Origin of the sequence: Shewanella sp. ZOR0012 (assembly GCF_000798835.1) — a bacterium.
Lineage (GTDB): Bacteria > Pseudomonadota > Gammaproteobacteria > Enterobacterales > Shewanellaceae > Shewanella > Shewanella xiamenensis.
Genome location: NZ_JTLE01000094.1, coordinates 2,376,165 through 2,398,404 on the forward strand (window position 1 = coordinate 2,376,165; position 22,240 = coordinate 2,398,404).

Here is a 22,240-nt window from a genome sequence, read left to right on the forward strand (position 1 = left end):
GGCTGGCTTTTTTGCCGCGTTATCGTCCGTTTATGTAGAATAACTACACAGCACGGACTTTGCCTTGCATAAAAGCCAGCCACATTGCTGCAAAAATAACCCTGAAACGTCAACACGCCCTAGTACTACTCAGCACTTTCCTAAATACAATTCCCTAAACTCGGTGCCAGTGAATCTATCCATTGACGAATTAATTCAACGCCTTCTTGGTGCTCAAGATTGCGACCGATAGGCGGCATGCGATCTTTCGGTTCAGAGAGCGTTTGGCGATACAGCAAAATCGAATGTTCAGCATTGCCGGGGACAATATCGTAATCAAGTCCTTTCGCACCGCCATCCCATCCCGGAGGCTGCTTGCAGATCCCATATTGATAACTGGTGTGATCGATATAAAAACCGAGGCGTAATCCAGAGATACTGGCAAAGCCTTTAGCGCTATGGCAGTGGGCGCAGTTTACATCTAAATAGCCCTTAGCGCGGGCGGTTAAATCGGCTTGATGGTTGTCAATTGCATAGGTTTTGGCCACTTGGCTTAACTCGGGTAACTGCTCAAGCTTGCCTTGTTTGGCCCACAGGCTGAGTTGATTGACGCTTTGTCCTTGGTCGACGATGTCGCGATTCAATAAGTGGGCTTTAAGGCCAATCGGAATGATTTGGCTGCTGTTATCTTGGTTGGTTTGGTGACAAATTTTGCACTCGGCGCGGCTCGGTATGTTGTAATCGAAGCTTTGGCTTTGGCCTTGGTTAATCAGGGTATGATGCACGCTTGCGCCGGCGGTAAGCAGCTTTGCCTCACCTTGTTGCCATTGATAAACCAGACTCGTCCAACCTTGAGGGCGTTTTATCAATAGCCGCGTTTCGATTAGCGTTTCGTTGGCTATGCCTGTGATAGCCGTATCCTGTGGCAGAGCAAAGGTTTTAACCAGCACGGCGCCAGTTGGAAACTCAAATGCCTCCTGCGCTTGGTACTGTATGCTGCTGCCCGCGGGTAAATAGATAAAGCGGTATTTGCTGGCATAGTTAGAAAACAGCTGCGTAGCGAGCTGATAGCTAAACCCCGGAGCTTGTGGTTGTATGGTTGGGTTTGTCGGGTCGATAAAGAGACCATATTGACTTAACACTGGGCAGTCTTCTGCCATCAAGGCGGGCCAGTTAACTTGCCCTGAAGTATTAACACAAAGGCTAGTTGGTATCGTTGGATTGGTTGGGGTCGTGGGCGGCGGTGTTTGGCCGCTATCGCTGCTTTGGCTGTCACTACCGCCGCAGGCTGTGAGCAGCACAGTGATAATCAACACCAACGAAAGTGTTTGGCGATTTTTCATGGATTATCAGCTCGTTAAGATGTCATTAGAAAATAAGAAGGCCTCGAGTTGGCCTTCAATGTCAGGGGTCGCTCTGTCTTGAAGTGGTAAGCAAGTGGGTGATTGCAAGCATGCTTTCACCCACTGTTACGTTAACGCTAGCGTGAGCAGCTTGCTGCGGGTAGACGTTTAATCCATTCGCTGATCAACGCTACGCCTTCATCATGGGCTAAGCTTCGGCCAATTTCAGGCATACGATCGCCCGGAGTCGTGCTTTGCATTCTAAAGTGCAGGATGGACTCAGCGGCATTGCCTGGGACTATATCGAAACCTAAGTTTCCACCGCCATAGGCAACCGGTGATTTACAGGTGCCATGGGAGAAACCTGCATCATCGCTGTAGCCACGCCAGTACTCGAGTTTTAGGCCAGTATTAGAGGCGTTGCCCTCGGGTCTATGGCAATGGGCGCAGTTGATGTCGAGATAACCCTTAGCCGTTTGCATTAATGCGGTATCGCTTAAGCTTGCGACGGTCGCTTCGTCACCATCGTGGTAGGCGGGCACTTGTGGCACTTGGCTTAGGTTGGGCAATCCTTGCAAAATACCAAGGCTTTCCCATTTCAGCAGTTGGTTCATACTGCCATCTTGATAGCTGAAATTGCGGTTCAAATGGCGCGCCTTAGGACCAATAGGCACAAACACGGCGTTGCTATTGTTATCAGCTTTAAACTGGTGACACTGCTTACATTGGTTCATGCTCGGAACCATGTAGTTAAAGGTCAGACTTTCCCCTTTATGGCTCAACGTTTGACTGCTAATCGCTCCCGCTTTCGCCAACGTGGCATCGGTTTTATCTGCATTCCACACATAGGGCAGTGCGCTCCAGCCCGTTGGACGATGGATGAGTAAGCGGGTTTCAATCAAGCTCTCGTTGCTAATACCGCGCTTACTGGTATCGCTTGGCAAGGCAAAGGATTTGACGATAACGCTCCCCACAGGGAAATCAAACGCTTCTTTTTCGGAGTAACTGGCTTTTTGTCCCGAAGGTAAATACACAAAGCGATATTTACTGGCGTAGTCAGTAAAGAGCTGCGTGTTGAGATCGTAAGGGACACCACCTGAATTCGGGCCTGTGGTGGGGTTTTTGGCATCACTAAACAGGTTGTAATCCGACAGTTTAGGACAGTTTGCTTTCAGCAGTGCATCCCAACTAACATTTGAGCCAGTCGCTTTACACAGACTTTGATCGCCATCGCCGACTAAACCCCCTTCGCCTTCACCGATAGTACCACCGCCACCGACCAATACGCCGCCATCACAACCTGCGGTATTATCGTCAACCCCGCAGCCAAATACTTGGCCCGCGAAGGTGACGGTATGCACAGGCAGACTCACTTGAGTACATTTCAGCAGGTTGTTCTGGGTTTTCTCGTATTGCACATCGGCGATGCTGATATCCGTATTGCTGTTGGCATAGAGCCGGCCATAGGATACGTTGCCGTTATCACTGGCGCAGACGTTATCGCTACCGTCAGTGGCAAAGGGCGTCTCTTTCAAACCGAGGTAAGCGGCGGTGCCGTTATTGGCAAGCATTTCCCCTAAGCCGTCGTAGAGTACGCCGGGTAACGTGCCATGATTTATGATATAGGCTCGAATAATATCTTGAATTAAATAACCTTTTGGCTTGCTACCATAATCGGTAATTACGTTGTCGTGTAAATAAATATTACGTGGTACAGGACGCCAACCATCCTCAATCGCTTGACCAGGTTGACCATAGTTGCCGACAAAGGAGGTCATATCGGGTTCTGCAATAAAAAAGCTACTCACAGTCACTCCTAGGGTGTCGTGACGGGTAATTTGGTTATTGAAAATTTCCACATCTGCGGTGGATAAAATGATCACTCCAGTGCCTGGCGGCACAATATGCACACCTGCGGGGTTAGCAGAAGCATTGGCGAAGTTCGGCGTGTTGTTGTCATACACTTTGTTGTTGAAAATCCGTACGCTAGAGCCGTATCTGTGGTTATTGATCGGCAAGTCGAACACTAAAATCCCACCCGTATTACCCATCGCTTCGTTGTTATACACGTCGGCATATTTGGAGTTTTCGATTTCAATCCCCGCCACGTTTTCTTTGGCGATATTGCGACGCACCACAATATATTGGGACTGCCCAACATAAATCCCCGCATCGGCACTGCCGCGAACATAACTGTCTTCAATCAGAATGTTTTCACATTCAACCGGATACAAACCATAGGCACCATTATCTTTATCGAGTTCGCCTTCCCATACTGCACCAACGCGGCGCAGGATAATGCCGTTAGTGTTTTTAAGTTTGATACCATTGTTTTTTGCCTCATTAACCGACAGATCTTGAATGGTAATGTTGAGAGCGTTTTGGACGAAAATCCCATCTCCCGAGTTCGCTTGGGCGAAATTAAGGATAGTGTCCTTCATCCCGTAGCCCATGATAGTGACGTTTTTGGCATAACTGCCATCCCCATCTACATCGCCATCGAATAGCAAAGTTGAGTCGATATTAAAGGTTCCTTTAGGAAGCACGATCACTGCACCACTTTGCGCGTTAATTAAGGCTTCTTGAATACGCATCGTGAGGTTATCGCCAGCGGGGATTTTGATTGCACCTTCGGGAAAGGTGGGTCCAGTTTCAGGTGGCTGCACCACGGGTGGCGTTACCACTGGGGCGGGATCATCGTCAGAAAAACAACCTGTTAGATTGAATGCCATTAATAGAGCTATGCCTGTAGGCATTAGCCAATTCGCCTTACGATTGGGGTTGCTCGGCAAAAAATGACGCTGTTTGGCTGTCGATTCTTTGCCTGAGAGTGAGTGGATTGTCTTGTTGAACATAGGTGCTCCTGCTTTTGTTATAATTTCGTTAACAGGATGCGCTCGGAGCTGAAAAAGGCAATGTGAAATATGGCCAAAATCATGCCGTGTACAGTGAAGGATAGGACATGCAACCTATTCATTTTTTTAGAATGGTTAAGCCAAAAAAGCTGACCACTTAATGGCTGTTTTAAACTATTCGGGTGATATTTAAGCCAGATTAGAACAAAGTGTTTACAAGATGAATAAAACATCATGAAGCGAATGATTAATTAGATTGCCTCTCCAAAATCACTATGTTAAAAATCGTTCGATTAAATAGGATTGAATAATAAAATAAAGTTAATTTTATTTTAATGTCCTATCAATACTTATTGTTGATTTTATTTGCAGATTAAACAGCGCTTGGAGAGTAAAATGGGTAGGCGGATCCGTGTGATTATTAGTTTGATAATATTCACAGTCTCGTTGTTTCTGCTATATAACTTAGAGCAGGATTATCAGTTAAATGATATTTTTTTAGAGATTAAACAATTTGCACCATCAAAAATTTTATTAGCGGTTTTATTGACGTTGGTCAGTTATCTACTATTAACATTATATGATTATCTTGCCATTAGAGAACTAAAATCGCCCTTAAGTTATCAACAGGTAGCTCCTGTTTCATTCCTGGCATTTACCTTCTCTAATACGATAGGTTTTTCATTATTGACCGGCACATCTATACGCTACAAATTTTATTCTGAATTAGGTTTGAGTGGCAATAATATTACCCAGGTTGTACTCGCTTGCTCAGTGACATTTTTCCTTGGACTTTTCTTTATCTGCGGACTTGCTCTGATTAGTTTTCCTGCAGAGCAACTTTCCGACTTACCGTTGCCAACTTGGTTTTTCTCTCTTAATCGAGTGATTGGTATCTTGATGTTGCTGGGTGTCATTAGCTATTTTGTATTTAGCCTGATCTGGAAAAGGTCTATTCATTTTCGTGGGTTCGAATTGGCACCACCGATTTTTTCCTTATCTCTAAAGCAGTTTCTAGTATCGAGTATTGATTGGATCGTTGTGGGGACATTATTTTACTCTCTACTACCTGAGGTGGATGGATTAAGTTATTTACAGGTCCTTAGCATCTTTTTTGTAGCTAATGCAATCGGGGTGCTTGCCCATGTGCCTGGAGGGATTGGCGTATTTGAAACGGTAGTTACTGTTACCTTATCGCAATATTTACCTGCCGAACAAATTTTAAGTTCAGTGATTATTTATCGATTAATGTATTACATAGTGCCATTTGTTTTAGCGCTGATGTATTTTGTGGCAACCTTAGTATTAACTAATAAGGATAAGTTTTCTAAGTTAAATGTTAATTTACAGATTGTCAGGCAATTATTGCCACCATTATTAAGCATTAGTGTTTTTGGCGTTGGCTTAGTGTTGTTGCTATCGGTTGTTAACCCTTCCATTATTCATAAATATCATTGGCTAGGTGAGATAGTGCCGCTACCAATTGTGGAACTATCAAGTTTGATATTGAGTGCGAGTGCTATTTTACTCTTGCTATTATCACACGGTCTATTTAAACGTTATCAAAAAGCGTTTGAGTTAACGCAAAAACTCTTATTGGTAGCCATGGTGTTTATTGTACTAAAGGGCGCTCAGTGGCAGATATCCCTCGCACTTGGTCTTATCTATTTATTAATGCTGCCCTGCGAGCAGGTTTTTTATCGCCAAGGTTCTATTGTGGGAATTAAATATTCTTTTGGTTGGGCCTTATCGCTGGCGGCGGCATTATTTTTGATGATGTGGGTGCTATTTTTTGCCTATCAGGATGTGGATTACGATCATTCACTTTGGTTTACTTTTTCTCAAGATAGCCATGTGTCCCGTGCATTGCGGGGTGGGGCGGTTGCCCTAGTGATCTTGTTGATTTTTGCATTTCGCTACGTGTTAGCGATGAGAAGACCGCAAACCCGTCTATTGGATGAGCATACTTTAAGCTGCGCTATGGATATCGTCGCTAACGCTCCAAGTAGCCACGGATTTCTTGCTTTAGTTCAAGATAAGTCATTGTTATTTAATGAAGATAACGATGCATTTTTAATGTATGCTCGCGCAGGACATTGCTGGGTTGTGATGGGCGATCCGATTGGAAATCCAGATAAATTTGATGATTTACTCTGGCAGTTTAGGGAGTTATGCGATGCTTACGATGGTTGGCCAGTATTTTATCAAGTCACGCAAAAGTATTTACCCCACTTTTTAGAACAAGGGTTGAGCCTATATAAACTCGGCGAGGAGGCCATAGTGCCCTTGGCGGAATTTGATTTACAGTCGAGTAAGTATCGTAGCTTGCGTCAAAGTCATGCGAAGGCTTTAAGGGAAGGGTTACGGTTTAAAATTATCGAGGCCAGTGAAGTGAAGGCCCTATTGCCAACGTTAGAGGTTATTTCTTCGAGCTGGCTTAAGGCGAAGCAAGGTCGAGAAAAGGGATTTTCAGTTGGGTATTTTTCTGCTGCTTACCTGTGCGCCACGCCGATGGCCTTAGTGTATTTAAACGACGAGCTTGTAGCTTTTTCCAATGTGTGGGCCAGTGCGGCCAAAATAGAGTTTTCGGTTGATTTGATGCGCTATGAGCCTAGTTTATCGGGCAGTAATATTATGGATTTTTTGTTTACAGAACTCTTGCTATGGGGCAAACAGCAAGGATATCAGCTGTTCAATCTTGGCATGGCGCCCATGTCTGGATTGACTGATAGAGCCTTGGTGCCATTTTGGACTAAGCTTGCCAAAACGGTTTATAAGAAGGGGAATAAATTTTACAACTTTCAGGGGCTTAGAAGGTATAAGGATAAGTTTAATCCAAGGTGGGAGGCTAAGTATTTGATTTGTTATGGTGGGCTCTCTTTACCTGTAGTGGTGGGCAGTCTGGTGACCTTAACGAGTCGTGGTACAACTGGCGTATTTAAAAAGTAGGTGCGAGATGACGAAATCCTTAATCAAGCTACTGAGCGTTTTACTTTTATGTTCCACTGCTAACGTCTTTGCTGATGAGTTTGCCGATAATTTGGGGCTGACCCTATTGCCTGTCGAATCATCAACTCAGGTAAAAGCTGCGTCATCCCATGCCAAACCACCGTTGGTGATTTTTTTGAGTGGTGATGGTGGCTGGGCAACACTTGATAAAGCCGTAGGGGGCATTTTGCAGCAGCAGGGCTGGCCTGTCGTCGGCTGGAGCTCGCTGAAATATTATTGGAAACAAAAAGATCCTAAAGAGGTCACCCAAGATACCTTAGCGATTATTGATAAGTACCAGGCGGAATTTGGCACGCAAAAAGTGATTTTGATTGGTTATTCCTTCGGGGCCGAAGTGATTCCCTTCGTGTTAAATGATATGCCCGCTCAATATCGGCAGAATGTCTTGGGTGCTGTGCTGCTTTCTCCTTCACAATCCTCGGATTTTGAAATCCATGTGAGTGAGATTGTCACCTCGGATAACCAATCGGCTCGTTACTTAACCTTACCCGAAGTCAACAAACAAACCACTGTGCCTATGCTTTGTCTCTATGGTAAAGAGGACGATGCGCCGCTGCATTTATGCCCAGAGGTCAAGCAGCCCAATGTCACTGTGATGGAATTAAGCGGTGGCCACAGTTTTGATGACGATTACGATAAAGTGGTCAAGTTGATAAAAGGTTGGCTGAAGTCAAGTTAGAGGGCTTTAGTGCATGGCATCGTATAAGCCTAATGCTTTGCAATTATAGATAAAAAGGGCGCAGATGCGCCCTTTGTTTTAGGTCGTGCTACAGCGAATAACTAGAGTTGGTAGCTAATGTGCTGATGGAAGCGCACCACGAGATCTTCACGCTCAGGATCTAGCCCAATCTCGGCGGCAAAGGTTTTCAATGCGGCTTCAACGTTATTCATAAAACGGCCATAGCCTGAGTCATCACAGTCCTTCGCACCCGCGACAATAGTAAAATGCGCGGCTTCGACTAAGTTATCAGCATCCCAGCGGCGAATTACTTGCTGCTCAGTTGCGTTCGGGTCAAAACCAATCATCTGCACTTCGGCCTTGCTGTCGAGTTTTTCAAACTTACTGTTACGCACTAAGGGAGTTAAGCCGTTGGCGATCATAGCCAAGCGCGTTAATTGCTTATTGGTAGCCGCCTTGATGAAATTATCCTCAAGGTGTTGATATAACGGGCTAAAGTCAGTTGCTGACTCTGGTAGTAAACCTTGTTTGAGTTTGCGACTCAGCGGCAGGCTGACGGTGACATAGGTGAGTGAGCTGACATTTTCCGGCAGGTCACATTTTCTGGCTTTGTATCTTGGTGCAATGGCTCTGAGTTTATAGCCGTAGGTTTCTTTATTACCTTTTGATTTGGCGAATAAATCATAGGATAAATGCTGGTGGTCGCGGATCTTTACCTTAAGATCTTTAATCGGCAGCTTAGGCATTAATTCGTTTAATAGCTCCCGTACACGGGTATGGAAATTAGCTGAGTTGCTGCGGATTTCATCGCCAGTCGCTAAGAAAACAATACGCAGTTTGCGGGCGCGGTAGTTGTCCGCAGTGAACAGATTTTGTGCCTCGTGATAGGCGGGATTGTAAAAAAACAGAATTTGTTCAGCGGTTTGGAAACAATACGCTTCGGTATGGTAACGCACGACTGGCAGTTTATCGTTAGTGATCACATGGACGTTACGGAGATCGTGTTGTTCTGCCAAGTTAAAAATAATGCGGCTTAAGGTTTGATAACAGCTATGGTAATCGGGGTATTGCGCCAGTAATTCATCCGTGACTTTAATTTCGGCGGTGATGTACTGATTGGTACGAGCTTCCTTGGGTATGTACACTTTTTGCTGATGGCTAAGGGACATATTGACTCCTTGTTGGGTTAACCATTTGCTAACACGAATTTTACTGTTTATCTCAGGCGTTAATGTTGCGTTGGAGCATGTTTTTATCGCTTAAATACTAGTTTACATCAGCAAGCTGTTTATTAGCTTAAAATTGCAGCGATTTTATTGAGTTAAGGCTTTTTCAATCCAAGGTTGCATCCAAGTGGCAATCTTCTCTTGGGCCTTTTCATTGGGATGAATACCGTCTCTTTGCATCAACTCTGGATGGGGAGCGACCTCCTGCATAAAGAAGGGGATAAGGTCAATATCCTCATCTTTTGCAATCTCTTGATACACTTGGGTGAACTTTTGGCTATAGCGAGGGCCATAGTTAGGCGGTACCATGATTTCGGTCAGTAGCACTTTAGCACCGCTATTTTGGGCTAGGGTAATGATTTGGGTTAGGTTATTTTTGAGTTGCGTCGGGGGGAATCCACGTAGACCATCGTTACCACCGAGTTCGACTACTACCAAATCGGGGGCAACGGAATCGAGCAGCGCAGGCAAACGACGCAAACCGCCCGCTGTCGTTTCACCGCTCACCGAACCGTTGGTAAATTCATGCTCGGGTAAGTTTTTTTGCAGCAGCGCCACCCAGCCTACTTGTTCCGACATGCCATAGCTGGCACCTAAGCTATCGCCGAGGATCAACACTTTCGCCGCCTGAACTGGCGTGGTTATAAATAGACTTAACAGGATGCAGGCGCTCACGGCCTTTGCCATAGGCTTGCATCTTAGCAATTGACGCAAGAACGATTTGTATAAGAAGGATCCTATGTCTAACGTCGTTTCAAAAAATAGTGCCATTAATGTGGTTAACCTCGAAAAATCGGTGACTACTCAGGAAGGTTCGCTCACTATCCTCAAGGGCATTAACTTAGATGTCAAGCAGGGCGAAAGTGTTGCGATATTAGGACCCTCCGGCTCGGGTAAATCGACGCTACTTGGCTTACTCGCCGCGCTCGACACCCCAACGGCGGGGGAGATTTGGCTCGATGGCCAGGCCCTATCACCGCTCAATGAAGAACAGAAAGCCGCGCTGCGTAAGCAAAAAGTGAGCTTTATTTTTCAATCTTTTATGTTAGTTGATACCTTAACCGCCCTTGAAAATGTGATGCTACCGGCCGAGCTTGCCGGAGTTAAAAATGCCAAGGAGAAGGCCGAGGCCATGCTGGGGCGCGTGGGGTTATCCCACCGTTTGACCCATTTACCTAAACAGTTATCCGGCGGTGAGCAGCAAAGGGTGGCCATTGCCCGCGCCTTTATTTGTGAACCTAAAGTGCTATTTGCCGACGAGCCAACCGGCAATTTGGACAGTGTTAACGGCCATAAAATTGCCGATATGTTGTTTGAGCTGAACCAAGAAAGCTACACCACGCTCATCCTAGTCACCCATGACTTACAACTGGCGAAGCGTTGCCAAAGGCAACTGGTTATGGACAACGGCCACTTGCAGGAAGAGTTGGATTCGGCCCAATCGCACAATGTGAATGACAACCTTGAATTAAGCGCCAAGGAGGCCTAACCCATGGAGCTTAATTTGGCATGGCGCCTGTTTAAGCGCGAGTTGCAACAGGGGCAGTTGTTATTGATTATCCTCGCCATTACCTTGGCGGTGCTGTCGGTTAGCGGTCTTGCGCGGGTCAGTGAGCGTTTGCAAGTTGCTATCAACGGACAAGCGACTCAGTTTATCGCCGCCGATCGTATTATCGACTCTCCCGTTCAAATTGACGCCAGCATTCTGGCCAAGGCCGAGGAGCTTGGCCTTAAGCATGTCACCAATATGCAATTTAATTCCATGGTGTATGCGGGGGATAAGTTTCAGTTAGTCACAGTGCGTGCGGTTGAGTCCGGTTATCCACTTAAGGGAGACATCGAACTTAAAGCGGTCAATGGCCAAGATGTAAAAGCCCAAGACTTGCCCCACGCCGATGAGGTGTGGTTCGAGAGTCGCTTAGGGGGACTCTTGGGATACCCGCAAACACTGGAATTAGGCAACAGTGAGTTTCGTTTAAGTCAAGAAATCAGCCGCTTACCCGATGCGGGTTTTAATCCGTTTGCTTCTTCCCCCGTGGTATTAATGCGGATAGAAGATGTCGCCAAGACTGGGGTTATCCAACCCGGCAGCCGAGTGACGTATCTGTATCAATTTGCCGGTGAAGAAAGCGCCTTAAGCGCCTTTGAAAATAGCGTTAAACCGCTGCTGAATAATTCCCAGCGCTGGGTCGATGTGCAGTCTGGCGATTCACCGATAGCGGGCGCGGTGAAGCGGGCGGAGCGTTTTTTACTGCTGGCAAGCTTGCTCGGTATTGCCCTTGCTTGCGCCGCGATAGGGATTGCCGCCCAACGTTACTGCCAACGTCATTATGATGTGGTGGCTATGCTTAAAACTTTTGGCGCCTCATCAACGCAAATTCGTCGACTATTCGGCATTCATTTACTGCTCGTGACGCTGTTTGGTATTGTGCTGGGGTTAATCGGCGGGGCACTGCTGGATTTAGGCATTAATCAACTGTTGCCCCCTGAAATCGCTGCCTATTCGCCGCCATTGACGCGGCCGCTACTGCTTGGGATCAGCACTGGGCTTATCAGCGCCTTTATGTTTTCGGCCTATCCTTTAATGCGTCTGCTGGCGATTCCGCCACTGCGAGTCTTACAAAGGCAACTCGAAGGCTTGCAGCTCGGCATGTGGCTGCATTTACTCTTAAGTTTAGGGGCGATGGCCCTGTTGGGATATCTGTATTCCCAAAGCTGGGCGCTGACACTGACGGTAGTCGCAGCAGTGCTGCTACTCGGCGTATTGCTCAGTATTTTAGGTTTTGTGATGATCCGCCTTGGCCACAGTGTCGGCATGAAAACCACCAATCCATTGCAACTGGCACTTGCGGGGTTACGCCGCCGTGCGCGGCAAAATGCGGTGCAACTTGTGGGCTTTAGTGCGGCTTTGGTATTGTTACTGACGATTTTGGCGCTTAGACAGGATTTACTCAACGAGTGGCAAAAACAGCTGCCCGAGAATGCACCTAACTATTTCTTGGTCAATATCGCCCCCGATGATGCTAAACCATTAAACGACTTTATGGCACAAAAGGGCATTGCAGCCACGGATATCTACCCCGTCATTCGTGGCCGGCTGACACAAATTAATGGTGAGACCTTGATCTCTAACGAGCAGGCCGAGGCCGGAGAGAAGGGGCGAGTAGGGATTTCCCGCGAGCTTAATCTCACTTGGCGCAATAGCTTGCCTGCCAACAACGAGTTGATTGAAGGGCATTTTAATCAAGTTGCTGATGAGGTGTCGGTGGAATCCGGTGTTGCCGAGCGTTTAGGGCTAAAACTGGGTGATACGCTGACCTATATGATTGATAACCAAGAGCTAAGGGTTAAGGTCGCCAGTATTCGTGCCGTGCACTGGGAAACATTACAGCCAAACTTCTTTATGATCTTCACCCAAGAAGCGTTGGCGCCCTTTGCCTATACCTCGATGGCAAGCTTCTACCTCGACGACAAAAATGCGGATTTGCAAGGGAGTGGCGCACCGAAGAACACCGTGATCCTCGAACTTATTCAGCAGTTCCCAACCGTGTCGATTATCGATGTTGGCGCCATGGTGGGGCAATTGCGGCAGATCATTGAGCAGGTGTCACTGTCGCTGACGTTAGTCTTGATCCTCGTCTTACTAGCGAGTTCCTTAGTGCTTATCGCCCAAACCGAGGCGGGAATGGCGACGCGCCAGCGTGAACTCGCGGTGCTGCGTACCTTTGGCGCCTCGGGCTGGTTACTGCGTAGTGCCACTGGGCTTGAATTTGCCTTACTGGGGGGCATAGCTGGGGTGCTTGCAGTGATAGTGGCGGAATTTGCGCTGTATCTGTTAAAGACCCAAGTGTTTGAGCTCAACGTGTATATGCACTGGCCCTGGTGGGGGATTGCCCCTGTCTGCGGCGCCTTATTGGTCGCGCTGCTGGGTGTATGGCGCTGCCGCCAATTACTCAATCAATCCTGCGCTGAATTATTAAAAGTGGGCACTTAAGATGAGGTCAGTTTGGAGCTGAGGCAAACGCTGTAACACCCCATTTGTAAAATGAAAAGCACTGGCATAAACCAGTGCTTTTTTATTGGCGGTGAAATCGTTTCTATCATTGGATGACAACGATGATGACTTTACCGTTCATTTCATTACAAAGCCTTGTAGGGTTACATTATAAAACTGAGGTAGCCCTGCAATACAATCAAATTGACGATATCGATAAAGAAGGCGCCGACAATCGGTACCACCATAAAGGCCTGAGGAGAAGGGCCAGTGCGCGATACCAGTGCGCCCATGTTCATCACTGCGGTTGGGGTGGCGCCCATACCAAAGCCACAGTGACCGCCAGTGATCACTGCTGCATCGTAATTGCTGCCCATCACTTTAAAGGTTACAAAATAGGCGAACAGCGCCAGCACGACGGTTTGCACCAACAGGATAATCAGTAGTGGGATCGCTAGATCTAAAATTTCCCACAACTTGAGATTCATCAATGCCATAGAGAGGAATAACGACAGTGCCACTGTGCCTATCACATCGATACTCTCAGTATGCGGTTTATAACCGCGGGTGACTTCGGTGATGTTGGCGATGATAACGCCAAGAAACAGGGCATAGACAAAGTCTGGCATCTTGAGCCAATTCAGCTGATATTCGCTGACAAACACAGTAAACCATTTTGCCCCCGCAACGCAGATCAGCAGTACAAACAGGGTTTCGATGATTGTCTTGGCGGTGACTTGGTCCTCTTCGAGCTGATCATAGGTCACCAGTTGTGGATGCGTGGCGTGGTGCTTACGGCCCATGCCGTAACTAGATATCAGATTGTGCTTGCCAATGAGACGCTGCGCGACAGGGCCGCCGATAATACCGCCCATGACCAAGCCAAAGGTGGCCGCCGCCATGGCAAGTTCTAAGGTGTTGATGCCGTAGTTTTCGGCAAAGGTTTGTGACCAAGCAACACCTGTTCCATGGCCGCCAGAGAGGGTAATCGAGCCTGCGATAAGGCCTAAGATAGGGTCTAAACCAAGGAGGCTCGCGAGACTCACGCCAACCGCATTTTGGATGATGATATACACCGAGGCCACGCCGAGAAAGATAAACACTTTCTTGCCGCCACTAAGCAGTAGCTTATAGTTAGCCGATAAACCTATGGTGCTGAAAAACATCAGCATTAAGGTATTTTGCATGGGTAAACTAAAGATGAGAGTGATGTCTTGGAAATGTAAAAAGGCAACGACTGCGGCGATGACCAGTCCACCTACGATAGGCTCTGGAATATTGTATTGTTTAAAAACACGCACATGGCGATTGATGGAATGGCCAATAAACAGCACGAAGATAGCAATTAAGAACGACTCGAGTTCGCCAATTGTGTAAGTGGTGTGCATGATAGTTCCTTACAAATGGTTTGTGTGGGAATACCGCTAGACTCAAGGTGAGTTAGGGTGACCCATCTCATTGTTTAGCTCTCGCTAATGCTAAGTGTTAAACGCGCGATCTAAGGACCGATTCTTGTCAATCCCCAAGGTTGGAGAAGAAATACTAAGCGCGAATATGAACCGTATTGGTATAGTTGATCAGCATCGCCACCGAGTGGGCGAGTACTGAAGATAATGGTCTTGCTTGGGGCGTTAACTGTGCTTCAGTGCGGGTGCTAACACGACAATATCGATAAGCAAGAGGCGAAAGTGTAACAGAAAAACGGGTTGATGTCGCTAAATAGTCTTTAGAATCATTGTGTTGTATTTATGTTTTGATGCTGTTGCCAAATCGGTCTAATCAGCCTTGTTGCACTAGGCTGATAAACAAATTCTATACTGGGTTTTTTATCTCTGATTTCTAAGTCATTCTTCAGTATCATATTAACGCTTGCCGATTGGCTTGATAACATTTTATTACCAAGCCAGTTACGGGGTATGAATGACGCCATATAACAGATTAACTTGTGAGTAGGTCTTTAAGTGCTGGCTCAAGTTGAGCAAAACGGAAACTAAAGCCTGCGTCGAGCGCATGTTTGGGGAGAACAAATTGGCCTTCGATCAGCAGATCCGCCATTTCACCCATTGCGAGTCGTAAAACTGGTGCAGGTGCTGTCATAAAGGCTGGACGGTTTAATACTCTACCAAGAGTTTTAGAAAATTCAGCATTACTGACAGGATGGGGGGCTGTGGCATTAAATATGCCTTGGCAAGTTTCATTACAAAGTAGAAAGTCGATCAGGGCCACCATATCGTGGATGTGTATCCAACTCATCCCTTGACGGCCATGACCTATCGGCCCGCCAAGACCGAGTTTGAAGGGCGGTAACATTTTTGCCAGCGCACCGCCATGCCCAAGCACAATCCCCGTACGGAGGATACAAACGCGGGTTTTGCTCGTCGCTTTAAGTGCCAATCGCTCCCATTCTTTACAAATGTCATGGCTAAATTCAGGGTGGGGCACTGCGTGCTCATCAAGGGGAACCGCGCCTTGGCGGCCGTAAAAACCAATGGCTGAGCCACTTATCATTACCTGTGGTGGATTGCTACTTTGCAAAATCAGTTGGCTAAGCCTTGCAGTAATATTCCAGCGACTATCGCAGATGCGCTGTTTTTGCTGAGCAGTCCAACGTTTCGCCACTATCGGTTCGCCAGCAAGATTTATAACGGCATCGATATGATTTAAATCATCAATTTCGTCTAGTGAACTAAGATATTGATGCTGAGGGCCTAATAATTGCCGACTATTGGCAGGATGGCGAGTCAGCAATAACAGTTGGTGATGGTTGGCTAAATGGGCCACTAATTGCTGACCAATAAACCCACTTGCTCCCGTTATCAAAATCTTCATCGTCAAATCCTTAGGTGAGGGTGGCTATCTTTTATTTCAAACCTTATAAGCAATATACGGCAACGGACAAGTGGGGATCACTTTATTGATTTTTTTGGTAACACAGTTCCATCGATACCGAATCAGCAAAGCGCAAGGCATGGGGCTTATCGATTTCGACACTGGCAAATTCAACCCAAGGATGCTCGCTGGCAATGGCTAAGGTTTGGCTGGTAAGGTTTTCAAGTAGTGAGAAGCGATTGTTTTCAATCAACTCAATGATCTTTTTTGTGATAGTACGATAATTAAGCGCATCATCGACATTATCACTGTTGCGAGCTTTGGCGGCGCAGTAATGGATAACGACATTAATGATTACATCCTGCCTATTTTGGATTTCATCTTCTTTTATGCCGATAAAAGTGCGTAGTCTTAAGTTTTTAATGCGTATAATCGCGGTTTCTGGTTTCATAATAACAATCTAGTATCTAATGCTTAGGTGATTGAGTTTGAGACATTTCTTAGGCTAGCCTAACAACTTTATCGAAGATCAAGAAGGATTTTTACTCCATGACACGATCCAATTCGCCGACTGCCGCCTATAAAGGTTTTGCAGTTATGGCTTTTGTAGTGATTATTTTGGCAGGGATAAAGGCCGCCAGCCCGATTGTTGTTCCCTTTGTTTTATCCTGTTTTATTGCGGTGATTTGTAATCCAGCGATTGTCTTGATGACTAAATATCGGTTGCCTAAATGGCTTGCCGTGATCCTGCTAATGGGGTTTATCGTGTTGATGGGCTTGTGGCTCGCCTCTTTAGTGGGCAGCTCAATCAATGAGTTTTCTAAGCAGTTGCCCCAATATCGCGATCAGCTGGTGGAGCAGTTTTCTTGGGTGCTACATAAGTTACAGGCACTCAATATTCAAATCTCTAAGGAGCAAGTCTTAGCCTATTTTGACCCTGGCATGGCGCTATCTATGACCACCAATATGTTGTCGGGTGTGGGTAATGTGATGGCGAATTTGTTCCTTATCATCCTGACCATCGTCTTTATGCTATTTGAAGCGCAGTCTTTACCGAAAAAACTGCACTTGGCCTTGGATGATCCGGATATGCGCCTGCAACAGATTGACCGTTTTCTGCAATCGGTAAATCAATATATGGTGATTAAAACCCTCGTTAGTTTAGCGACGGGCTTGATAGTCGGTATTGGACTGGCCTTTATCGGTGTGGATTACGCGCTGCTTTGGGCGGTTATCGCCTTTTTATTCAACTATATTCCCAATATCGGTTCAATTATTGCTGCAATTCCTGCTGTATTGCTGGCCTTTATCCAATTAGGCCCTGCCGCAGCAGGCGGAACCGCGCTGCTTTACATCGGCGCGAATATGGTGATGGGCAATGTGGTCGAGCCTAAATTTATGGGCCGCGGTCTCGGGCTTTCCACTTTAGTGGTATTTCTATCGTTAATTTTTTGGGGCTGGTTGTTGGGTTCTGTTGGCATGTTGTTGTCGGTTCCCTTAACCATGGTGGTTAAAATTGCCCTTGAATCCAGTAAGAGTGGTAGCTGGTTAGCCATTTTATTGTCCGATGATGTGGATGATAAACTGGTGAGCCAATCGACAAGCACTACTCCGGTTTCTGAACCTGTCGATACTCATTCAACTGATAAGAAGTAGTAGATAATGCAAGGTTTTATAGATGCACTGGCGACAATAAAAGTCAGTGAAGATGCCACGCGCTTATTCCACGGCCGCGGTGGACATTATCCAGGTTGCGAGCATCTTTGCTTAGACTGGTTCGCGCCCGTATTGTTATTGACCAGTTTTTCGGCCCTTGAGGCAGCTGAGCTCGCCCTTTGCCAACAGGCCATTACGGCACGTTGGCAAGTGATACAACCCAATCAGCCATTAAATTTGGTGTATCAATACCGCAGTGGTGGCGAAACCTTTAGTCAATTACTGGCGGGTGACGTGCCAGAGCCTCATATCGTGACTGAAAATGGTGCGAGGTTTCAGGTACATTTACTGCGTGGTCAAAACCACGGTTTGTTCCTCGACATGGCCAATGGCCGTGAATGGGTGAGAGCCAATGCACGCCACAAGAAAGTGCTGAATTTGTTTGCTTACACCTGTGGATTCTCGGTGGCAGCACTGCAGGGCGGCGCCGATGAAGTGGTGAATATGGACATGAGTAAGGGGGCTCTTGCGATAGGTAAGCAGAATCATCTGCTGAATGGCTTTACCGCTGGCGCGCGTTTTTTAGGGCACGATATTTTTAAATCGTGGGGTAAATTGCGTAAGTTAGGCCCCTATGACATCGTGGTTGCTGATCCGCCGAGTAATCAAAAGGGCAGTTTTGTAGCAACTAAGGATTATGTGCGTTTGCTCAGGCATTTACCCGAGTTGTTAGCCGATAATGCTGAAGTCTTGCTTTGCTTAAATGCGCCAGAGCTTGACACTCAATTTTTGCGTCAGCAGGTTGAGGAGGCGGCTCCTGAGCTTGAATACCTTGAACGTTTACCTAACCCTGCATCCTTTGCAGACATCTCTGAGGAGAAATCATTAAAGGTGCTGCGGTATCGTTTAAAAGCGTAAACTACAGTAGTCATCAGGGTTAAGTGGCCTTGATGACTACTTTTATAGCATCCATATTACCTTTCTACGCAATTGCTCCCAGTTTGCACTCATCTTCTTATATGCTTTATTTATCAACCACAATTCTTTAGCACATCATCCTACACCGGCTGAAAGTCTTTCATGGTTTAATACTGCTTTTTGGCATTTTAGATGATAAAGCACCGATTTCATCTTTAAGTTGGAAACAAAACTGAAAGTTTTCTGTAATTGTTGATTTTGCTTTGGTATACTCAGCGCCACGGAAATTCCCTTTCCTCATGGGCAAAATGTCTGCATAGAACGACATGCCTTTGCGACCTTACAAAATCGAGCAGGAGTTGTTATGGAAGTTCATGAATACGAAAACGCTTACTACCAAGTTAAAGACGATGTGATGACGTCTTTACCTGCGCAGAACGAAGAAGAAGCGGTCTAAGTTCTGTAAGCCATTCGCTTACAGGACAATTCTGAGTCTGAAGTAACAAATACAAGCACATGAAAATAGCAACCTTAGGGTTGCTATTTTTTTATCTGAGTTCGGATATTCGTTTGATGCGTTATCAACCTATTAGCCATTGACCTTACGTTTTTCAGGCATAATCTCAACGATAATCCACTTACCGCTTATTTTATGCAGGCGAATTGTTCTGTCATCAATCCAAGGTTGTCCACCTTTTAGACCTTTCATCTTAACGACTACTAAGACGTCTTTAGTAAATTTACGGAAGAAGTCGATATCGATGTCATCAATTTCCATTTCGACATTAGTCATAGACAGGCTAAGCACATTACGTTGTACTGCGGCAGCGATATAGTAGTGGGTGAGTACCTCTTTGAGCTGCTCATTGACATACAGCTTGGCTTTTTCGACATCTCGGTCAACATAAATGGCGCTAAAAAAGCCTAGGCTGACTTCTTCGGGCGTGAGCACGTGTTGTTCTTTGTCTGTGGGTTCGCCACAGCCAAACAAAAACAGTAATGAAAGGAAAAATAAGGTTCTCATGGCTTTTAGTTATAGGAATTTGTCACGAGTATCGCGATTTTAGCGGCTATGTTCAAGTTTTGTAATAATGGGCATCTTTGGCGAGAATGTCTTGACTCCTGTCTAATGGTTGTGGCATACCTTAAAGGATTCGCTTTTTAGGTTATCCACAGAATCTGTGGAAAAGTATGTTGAAGACTAGATGGATGCTTTTTAAGTGCCTGATACTATAACGCTTTATTTGCTGGTTAAAAAGTGACGCCTTTCTGTTAAGCCTTATTTCTGGCCTTTCCTTGTGGATATTTTTATAAAACTTTCCAGTCTATTCACAGCATTTGTTTTTCATCAGCAACATTTTTACCGTATTTTGGCTTTAATTTAAGCGTTTAATGCTGTCTATTTTGCGACCATTTGCCTCTGGAAATAAAAAAGCACTGAACAAGTCAGTGCTTTTAGGTTGAGCGTGTTGTTAGCTCAATTTACGATTTTTTAGCATCGTTTTGTGACGCTTGAATTGCCGTGAGGGCGATAGTGTAGACAATGTCATCCACTAACGCACCGCGGGATAAGTCGTTCACAGGTTTACGCATGCCTTGTAGCATTGGGCCAATACTGATCAGGTCAGCACTACGTTGTACAGCCTTGTAGGTAGTGTTACCCGTGTTGAGATCGGGGAACACAAACACAGTGGCTTGACCTGCTACAGGGCTGTTAGGTGCCTTAGAGCGAGCCACGTTTGGCATAACGGCCGCATCGTATTGCAGTGGACCGTCAATAACCAGATCAGGACGTTTTTCTTTGGCGATACGAGTGGCTTCACGCACTTTATCCACATCTGAACCAGTACCTGAGTTACCCGTTGAGTAGCTGATCATCGCTACTCTAGGCTCGATACCGAAGGCTTTAGCAGATTCTGCCGATTGAATCGCGATATCGGCCAGTTGTTCAGCATTAGGATCGGGGTTAATCGCGCAGTCACCGTAAACCAGCACTTGATCTGGCATCAACATAAAGAAGATGGAAGAAACAAGGCTCGAGCCTGGGGCTGTTTTGATCAATTGTAGTGGTGGACGGATGGTGTTGGCGGTGGTGTTAACCGCGCCAGAGACAATGCCATCGACTTCGTCTTGTGCCAGCATCATAGTGCCTAGCACCATGTTGTCTTCTAACTGCTCTTTGGCAACGACTTCGGTTAAGCCTTTACTACGGCGTAGATCCAACATTGGCTCTACATAGCGATCACGTACTTCATCGGGGTCGACAATAACAACGCCTTCACCTAGCACGACATCTTGCTGCGCCGCTATACGCAGAATTTCATCTTTTTTACCTAATAGCACGCAACGCGCGATACCACGTTCAGCACAAATGGCCGCGGCTTTGATCGTACGAGGTTCATCACCTTCAGGCAGCACCACGGTTTTGTGGGCGGCACGGGCAAGCTCGGTTAGCTTGTAACGGAACGCTGGTGGTGACAGGCGATGTTCCCGCGGAGAGTTTTTCGTGACGCTCTCAATCCACGTTTGGTCGATATGGCTAGCGACATATTCCTGCACTAAGTCGATACGAACGGCATCATCCACTGGCACTTCATGGTCGAAGCGTTGGATATTTAATGAGGTTTGCCAAGTATTGGTATCAATCAGGAAAACCGGTAAACCTGTCTCAAAAGCTTGTTCACAGAGTTTAAGGATCTCTGGCTCAGGCTCGTAGCTGCCAGTCAGTAGCAGGGCACCAATCTTTACGCCGTTCATGGCGGCAAGACACGCAGATACGATCACATCGGAGCGATCGCCAGAAGTCACCAGTAAGGAGTCTGTCTTAATATGGTTGACCATATTAGGCAAGCTGCGAGCACAGAAGGTGACTTTACGTAGACGGCGAATATTCATCTCACCGGCATTAAGAATCCGTGCGCGTAAGTGTTTAGCTAAATCAGAGGCGCGTGGTGCGACTAAGTCTAGGTTGTAAGGCACGCTACCTAAAATGCGCAGTGGGCTCTTACCCGGCAGTTGGAACATGATAGAGGCATCAGAGCGTTGTACACCTTGATGATCAAACACTTCTGATAAGTCAGGGCGTGCACGACCTTCATCGTCCACCGGTGCACCAATCTTGTTGATCACGGCACCGATCAGACGTTTGTTGTTTTTGCCACCCCAAGAGTTGTAGGCAATTTCGAGGCGATTCATTAACCCTGTTGGAGTATCACTGCCAGGAGTGGCAATGAAAATCACGTCAGCATCCATAGCTTTAGCGATAGCGTAGTTAACGTCATCGGCAAAGGGATGGTTGCGGGTAGGTACCAGACCTTCAACAATCAGGGTTTCGGTGTTGCTGGCGCATTCTGCGGCGCGGGCAATGATTTGCTCCATCAGCACATCGGTTTGATCGGCGCGGATCAACGCTTCAGCATGGGCCATATCGAAGGGCTCTAACGGATTAACCGTTGGTGATTTGCTTAAAATCGTGGTTGAGCGTTCTGGACCGTTATCATTCGGACGAAGCTGTGAAATAGGCTTAAAGAATTGGACTTTTACCCCGTGGCGCTCTAAGGCGCGCACCATACCAAGGCTTAAGGAGGTCAGGCCGACTCCTGTACCTATGGGGATTAACATAATATTTCGAGACATAAAAACCTCTAAGTTCGATGGTTTTTGGCAGAGTAGTCTCTGCGGATTTGCTTGTGTTTGTTTAGTTGTAGGTCACTAATAATAAAGCCGTTTGACGACGCAAACGGCTTAATGAG

General features: G+C 46.4%; 15 protein-coding genes. 6 read left to right on the forward strand and 9 right to left on the reverse strand.

Features of this window, described 5'->3' with window-relative positions:
• Positions 1–140: 140 nt before the first annotated feature.
• Both L976_RS12075 and L976_RS12080 read right to left on the reverse strand, forming a co-directional pair.
• Entirely contained in the window at positions 141–1,322 is a 1,182-nt protein-coding gene (locus L976_RS12075; RefSeq protein ID WP_037428591.1) for an SO2930 family diheme c-type cytochrome, read from the reverse strand.
• Positions 1,323–1,459: 137 nt separating this feature from the next.
• On the reverse strand, positions 1,460–4,177 hold the full coding sequence (locus tag L976_RS12080; protein WP_081990915.1) for an SO2930 family diheme c-type cytochrome: 2,718 nt from the start codon (positions 4,175–4,177) through the stop codon (positions 1,460–1,462).
• 396 nt (positions 4,178–4,573) lie between these two features.
• Between L976_RS12080 and mprF the strand changes: the two genes are divergently transcribed.
• Together mprF and L976_RS12090 are read left to right on the forward strand one after the other, a co-directional pair.
• Positions 4,574–7,126 carry a bifunctional lysylphosphatidylglycerol flippase/synthetase MprF gene (mprF, locus tag L976_RS12085; RefSeq protein WP_047537018.1) on the forward strand — a complete coding sequence of 851 codons (2,553 nt, stop codon included), beginning with the start codon at positions 4,574–4,576 and terminating at the stop codon, positions 7,124–7,126.
• A 7-nt stretch (positions 7,127–7,133) separates the two neighbouring features.
• The gene (locus L976_RS12090; protein WP_047537020.1) at positions 7,134–7,865 is read left to right on the forward strand and encodes an AcvB/VirJ family lysyl-phosphatidylglycerol hydrolase; all 732 of its coding nucleotides are present in this window, start codon (positions 7,134–7,136) and stop codon (positions 7,863–7,865) included.
• A gap of 101 nt (positions 7,866–7,966) precedes the next feature.
• On the opposite strand, the gene L976_RS12095 is transcribed toward L976_RS12090, so the two are convergent.
• Positions 7,967–9,034, reverse strand: a complete 1,068-nt coding sequence (locus L976_RS12095) for a DUF3083 family protein (RefSeq protein ID WP_037419975.1) — start codon at positions 9,032–9,034, stop codon at positions 7,967–7,969.
• 144 nt (positions 9,035–9,178) lie between these two features.
• Positions 9,179–9,778 carry an arylesterase gene (locus tag L976_RS12100; protein ID WP_037419972.1) on the reverse strand — a complete coding sequence of 200 codons (600 nt, stop codon included), beginning with the start codon at positions 9,776–9,778 and terminating at the stop codon, positions 9,179–9,181.
• A 52-nt stretch (positions 9,779–9,830) separates the two neighbouring features.
• On the opposite strand from L976_RS12100, the gene L976_RS12105 reads away from it, so the two are divergent.
• Together L976_RS12105 and L976_RS12110 are read left to right on the forward strand one after the other, a co-directional pair.
• Positions 9,831–10,580, forward strand: a complete 750-nt coding sequence (locus L976_RS12105; protein WP_047537023.1) for an ABC transporter ATP-binding protein — start codon at positions 9,831–9,833, stop codon at positions 10,578–10,580.
• Positions 10,581–10,583: 3 nt separating this feature from the next.
• A complete protein-coding gene (locus L976_RS12110; RefSeq protein WP_047537026.1) occupies positions 10,584–13,085 on the forward strand; it encodes an ABC transporter permease in 2,502 nt (833 codons plus the stop codon).
• A 164-nt stretch (positions 13,086–13,249) separates the two neighbouring features.
• Here L976_RS12110 and gltS read toward each other — a convergent pair whose 3' ends face one another.
• The 3 genes from gltS to folX all read right to left on the reverse strand — a co-directional run bounded on the left by gltS (position 13,250) and on the right by folX (position 16,365).
• Positions 13,250–14,473 (reverse strand): sodium/glutamate symporter, encoded by a 1,224-nt coding sequence (gene gltS / locus L976_RS12115; RefSeq protein WP_037426727.1) that lies wholly within the window; start codon positions 14,471–14,473, stop codon positions 13,250–13,252.
• 550 nt (positions 14,474–15,023) lie between these two features.
• Positions 15,024–15,914 (reverse strand): TIGR01777 family oxidoreductase, encoded by an 891-nt coding sequence (locus L976_RS12120; protein WP_047537029.1) that lies wholly within the window; start codon positions 15,912–15,914, stop codon positions 15,024–15,026.
• An 82-nt stretch (positions 15,915–15,996) separates the two neighbouring features.
• Positions 15,997–16,365 (reverse strand): dihydroneopterin triphosphate 2'-epimerase, encoded by a 369-nt coding sequence (gene folX, locus L976_RS12125; RefSeq protein WP_037419769.1) that lies wholly within the window; start codon positions 16,363–16,365, stop codon positions 15,997–15,999.
• Positions 16,366–16,463: 98 nt separating this feature from the next.
• On the opposite strand from folX, the gene L976_RS12130 reads away from it, so the two are divergent.
• Complete coding sequence (locus L976_RS12130; protein WP_047537032.1) at positions 16,464–17,570, forward strand: AI-2E family transporter; 1,107 nt, start codon at positions 16,464–16,466, stop codon at positions 17,568–17,570.
• A gap of 6 nt (positions 17,571–17,576) precedes the next feature.
• Entirely contained in the window at positions 17,577–18,488 is a 912-nt protein-coding gene (locus L976_RS12135) for a class I SAM-dependent methyltransferase (protein ID WP_037426733.1), read from the forward strand.
• Between the two features lie 589 nt (positions 18,489–19,077).
• Here L976_RS12135 and L976_RS12140 read toward each other — a convergent pair.
• Entirely contained in the window at positions 19,078–19,512 is a 435-nt protein-coding gene (locus L976_RS12140) for a hypothetical protein (protein ID WP_047537034.1), read from the reverse strand.
• A gap of 458 nt (positions 19,513–19,970) precedes the next feature.
• A complete protein-coding gene (pta, locus tag L976_RS12145; protein WP_037419786.1) occupies positions 19,971–22,124 on the reverse strand; it encodes a phosphate acetyltransferase in 2,154 nt (717 codons plus the stop codon).
• Positions 22,125–22,240: the final 116 nt, after the last annotated feature.

Coding starts and splice junctions, on each gene's coding strand:
- gltS (WP_037426727.1), bottom strand. CDS start 14,473: ATGCACACCACTTACACAATTGGCGAACTCGAGTCGTTCTTAATTGCT.
- L976_RS12110 (WP_047537026.1), top strand. CDS start 10,584: ATGGAGCTTAATTTGGCATGGCGCCTGTTTAAGCGCGAGTTGCAACAG.
- L976_RS12090 (WP_047537020.1), top strand. CDS start 7,134: ATGACGAAATCCTTAATCAAGCTACTGAGCGTTTTACTTTTATGTTCC.
- L976_RS12100 (WP_037419972.1), bottom strand. CDS start 9,778: ATGGCAAAGGCCGTGAGCGCCTGCATCCTGTTAAGTCTATTTATAACC.
- L976_RS12095 (WP_037419975.1), bottom strand. CDS start 9,034: ATGTCCCTTAGCCATCAGCAAAAAGTGTACATACCCAAGGAAGCTCGT.
- L976_RS12075 (WP_037428591.1), bottom strand. CDS start 1,322: ATGAAAAATCGCCAAACACTTTCGTTGGTGTTGATTATCACTGTGCTG.
- mprF (WP_047537018.1), top strand. CDS start 4,574: ATGGGTAGGCGGATCCGTGTGATTATTAGTTTGATAATATTCACAGTC.
- L976_RS12140 (WP_047537034.1), bottom strand. CDS start 19,512: ATGAGAACCTTATTTTTCCTTTCATTACTGTTTTTGTTTGGCTGTGGC.
- L976_RS12135 (WP_037426733.1), top strand. CDS start 17,577: ATGCAAGGTTTTATAGATGCACTGGCGACAATAAAAGTCAGTGAAGAT.
- pta (WP_037419786.1), bottom strand. CDS start 22,124: ATGTCTCGAAATATTATGTTAATCCCCATAGGTACAGGAGTCGGCCTG.
- L976_RS12105 (WP_047537023.1), top strand. CDS start 9,831: ATGTCTAACGTCGTTTCAAAAAATAGTGCCATTAATGTGGTTAACCTC.
- L976_RS12080 (WP_081990915.1), bottom strand. CDS start 4,177: ATGTTCAACAAGACAATCCACTCACTCTCAGGCAAAGAATCGACAGCC.
- folX (WP_037419769.1), bottom strand. CDS start 16,365: ATGAAACCAGAAACCGCGATTATACGCATTAAAAACTTAAGACTACGC.
- L976_RS12130 (WP_047537032.1), top strand. CDS start 16,464: ATGACACGATCCAATTCGCCGACTGCCGCCTATAAAGGTTTTGCAGTT.
- L976_RS12120 (WP_047537029.1), bottom strand. CDS start 15,914: ATGAAGATTTTGATAACGGGAGCAAGTGGGTTTATTGGTCAGCAATTA.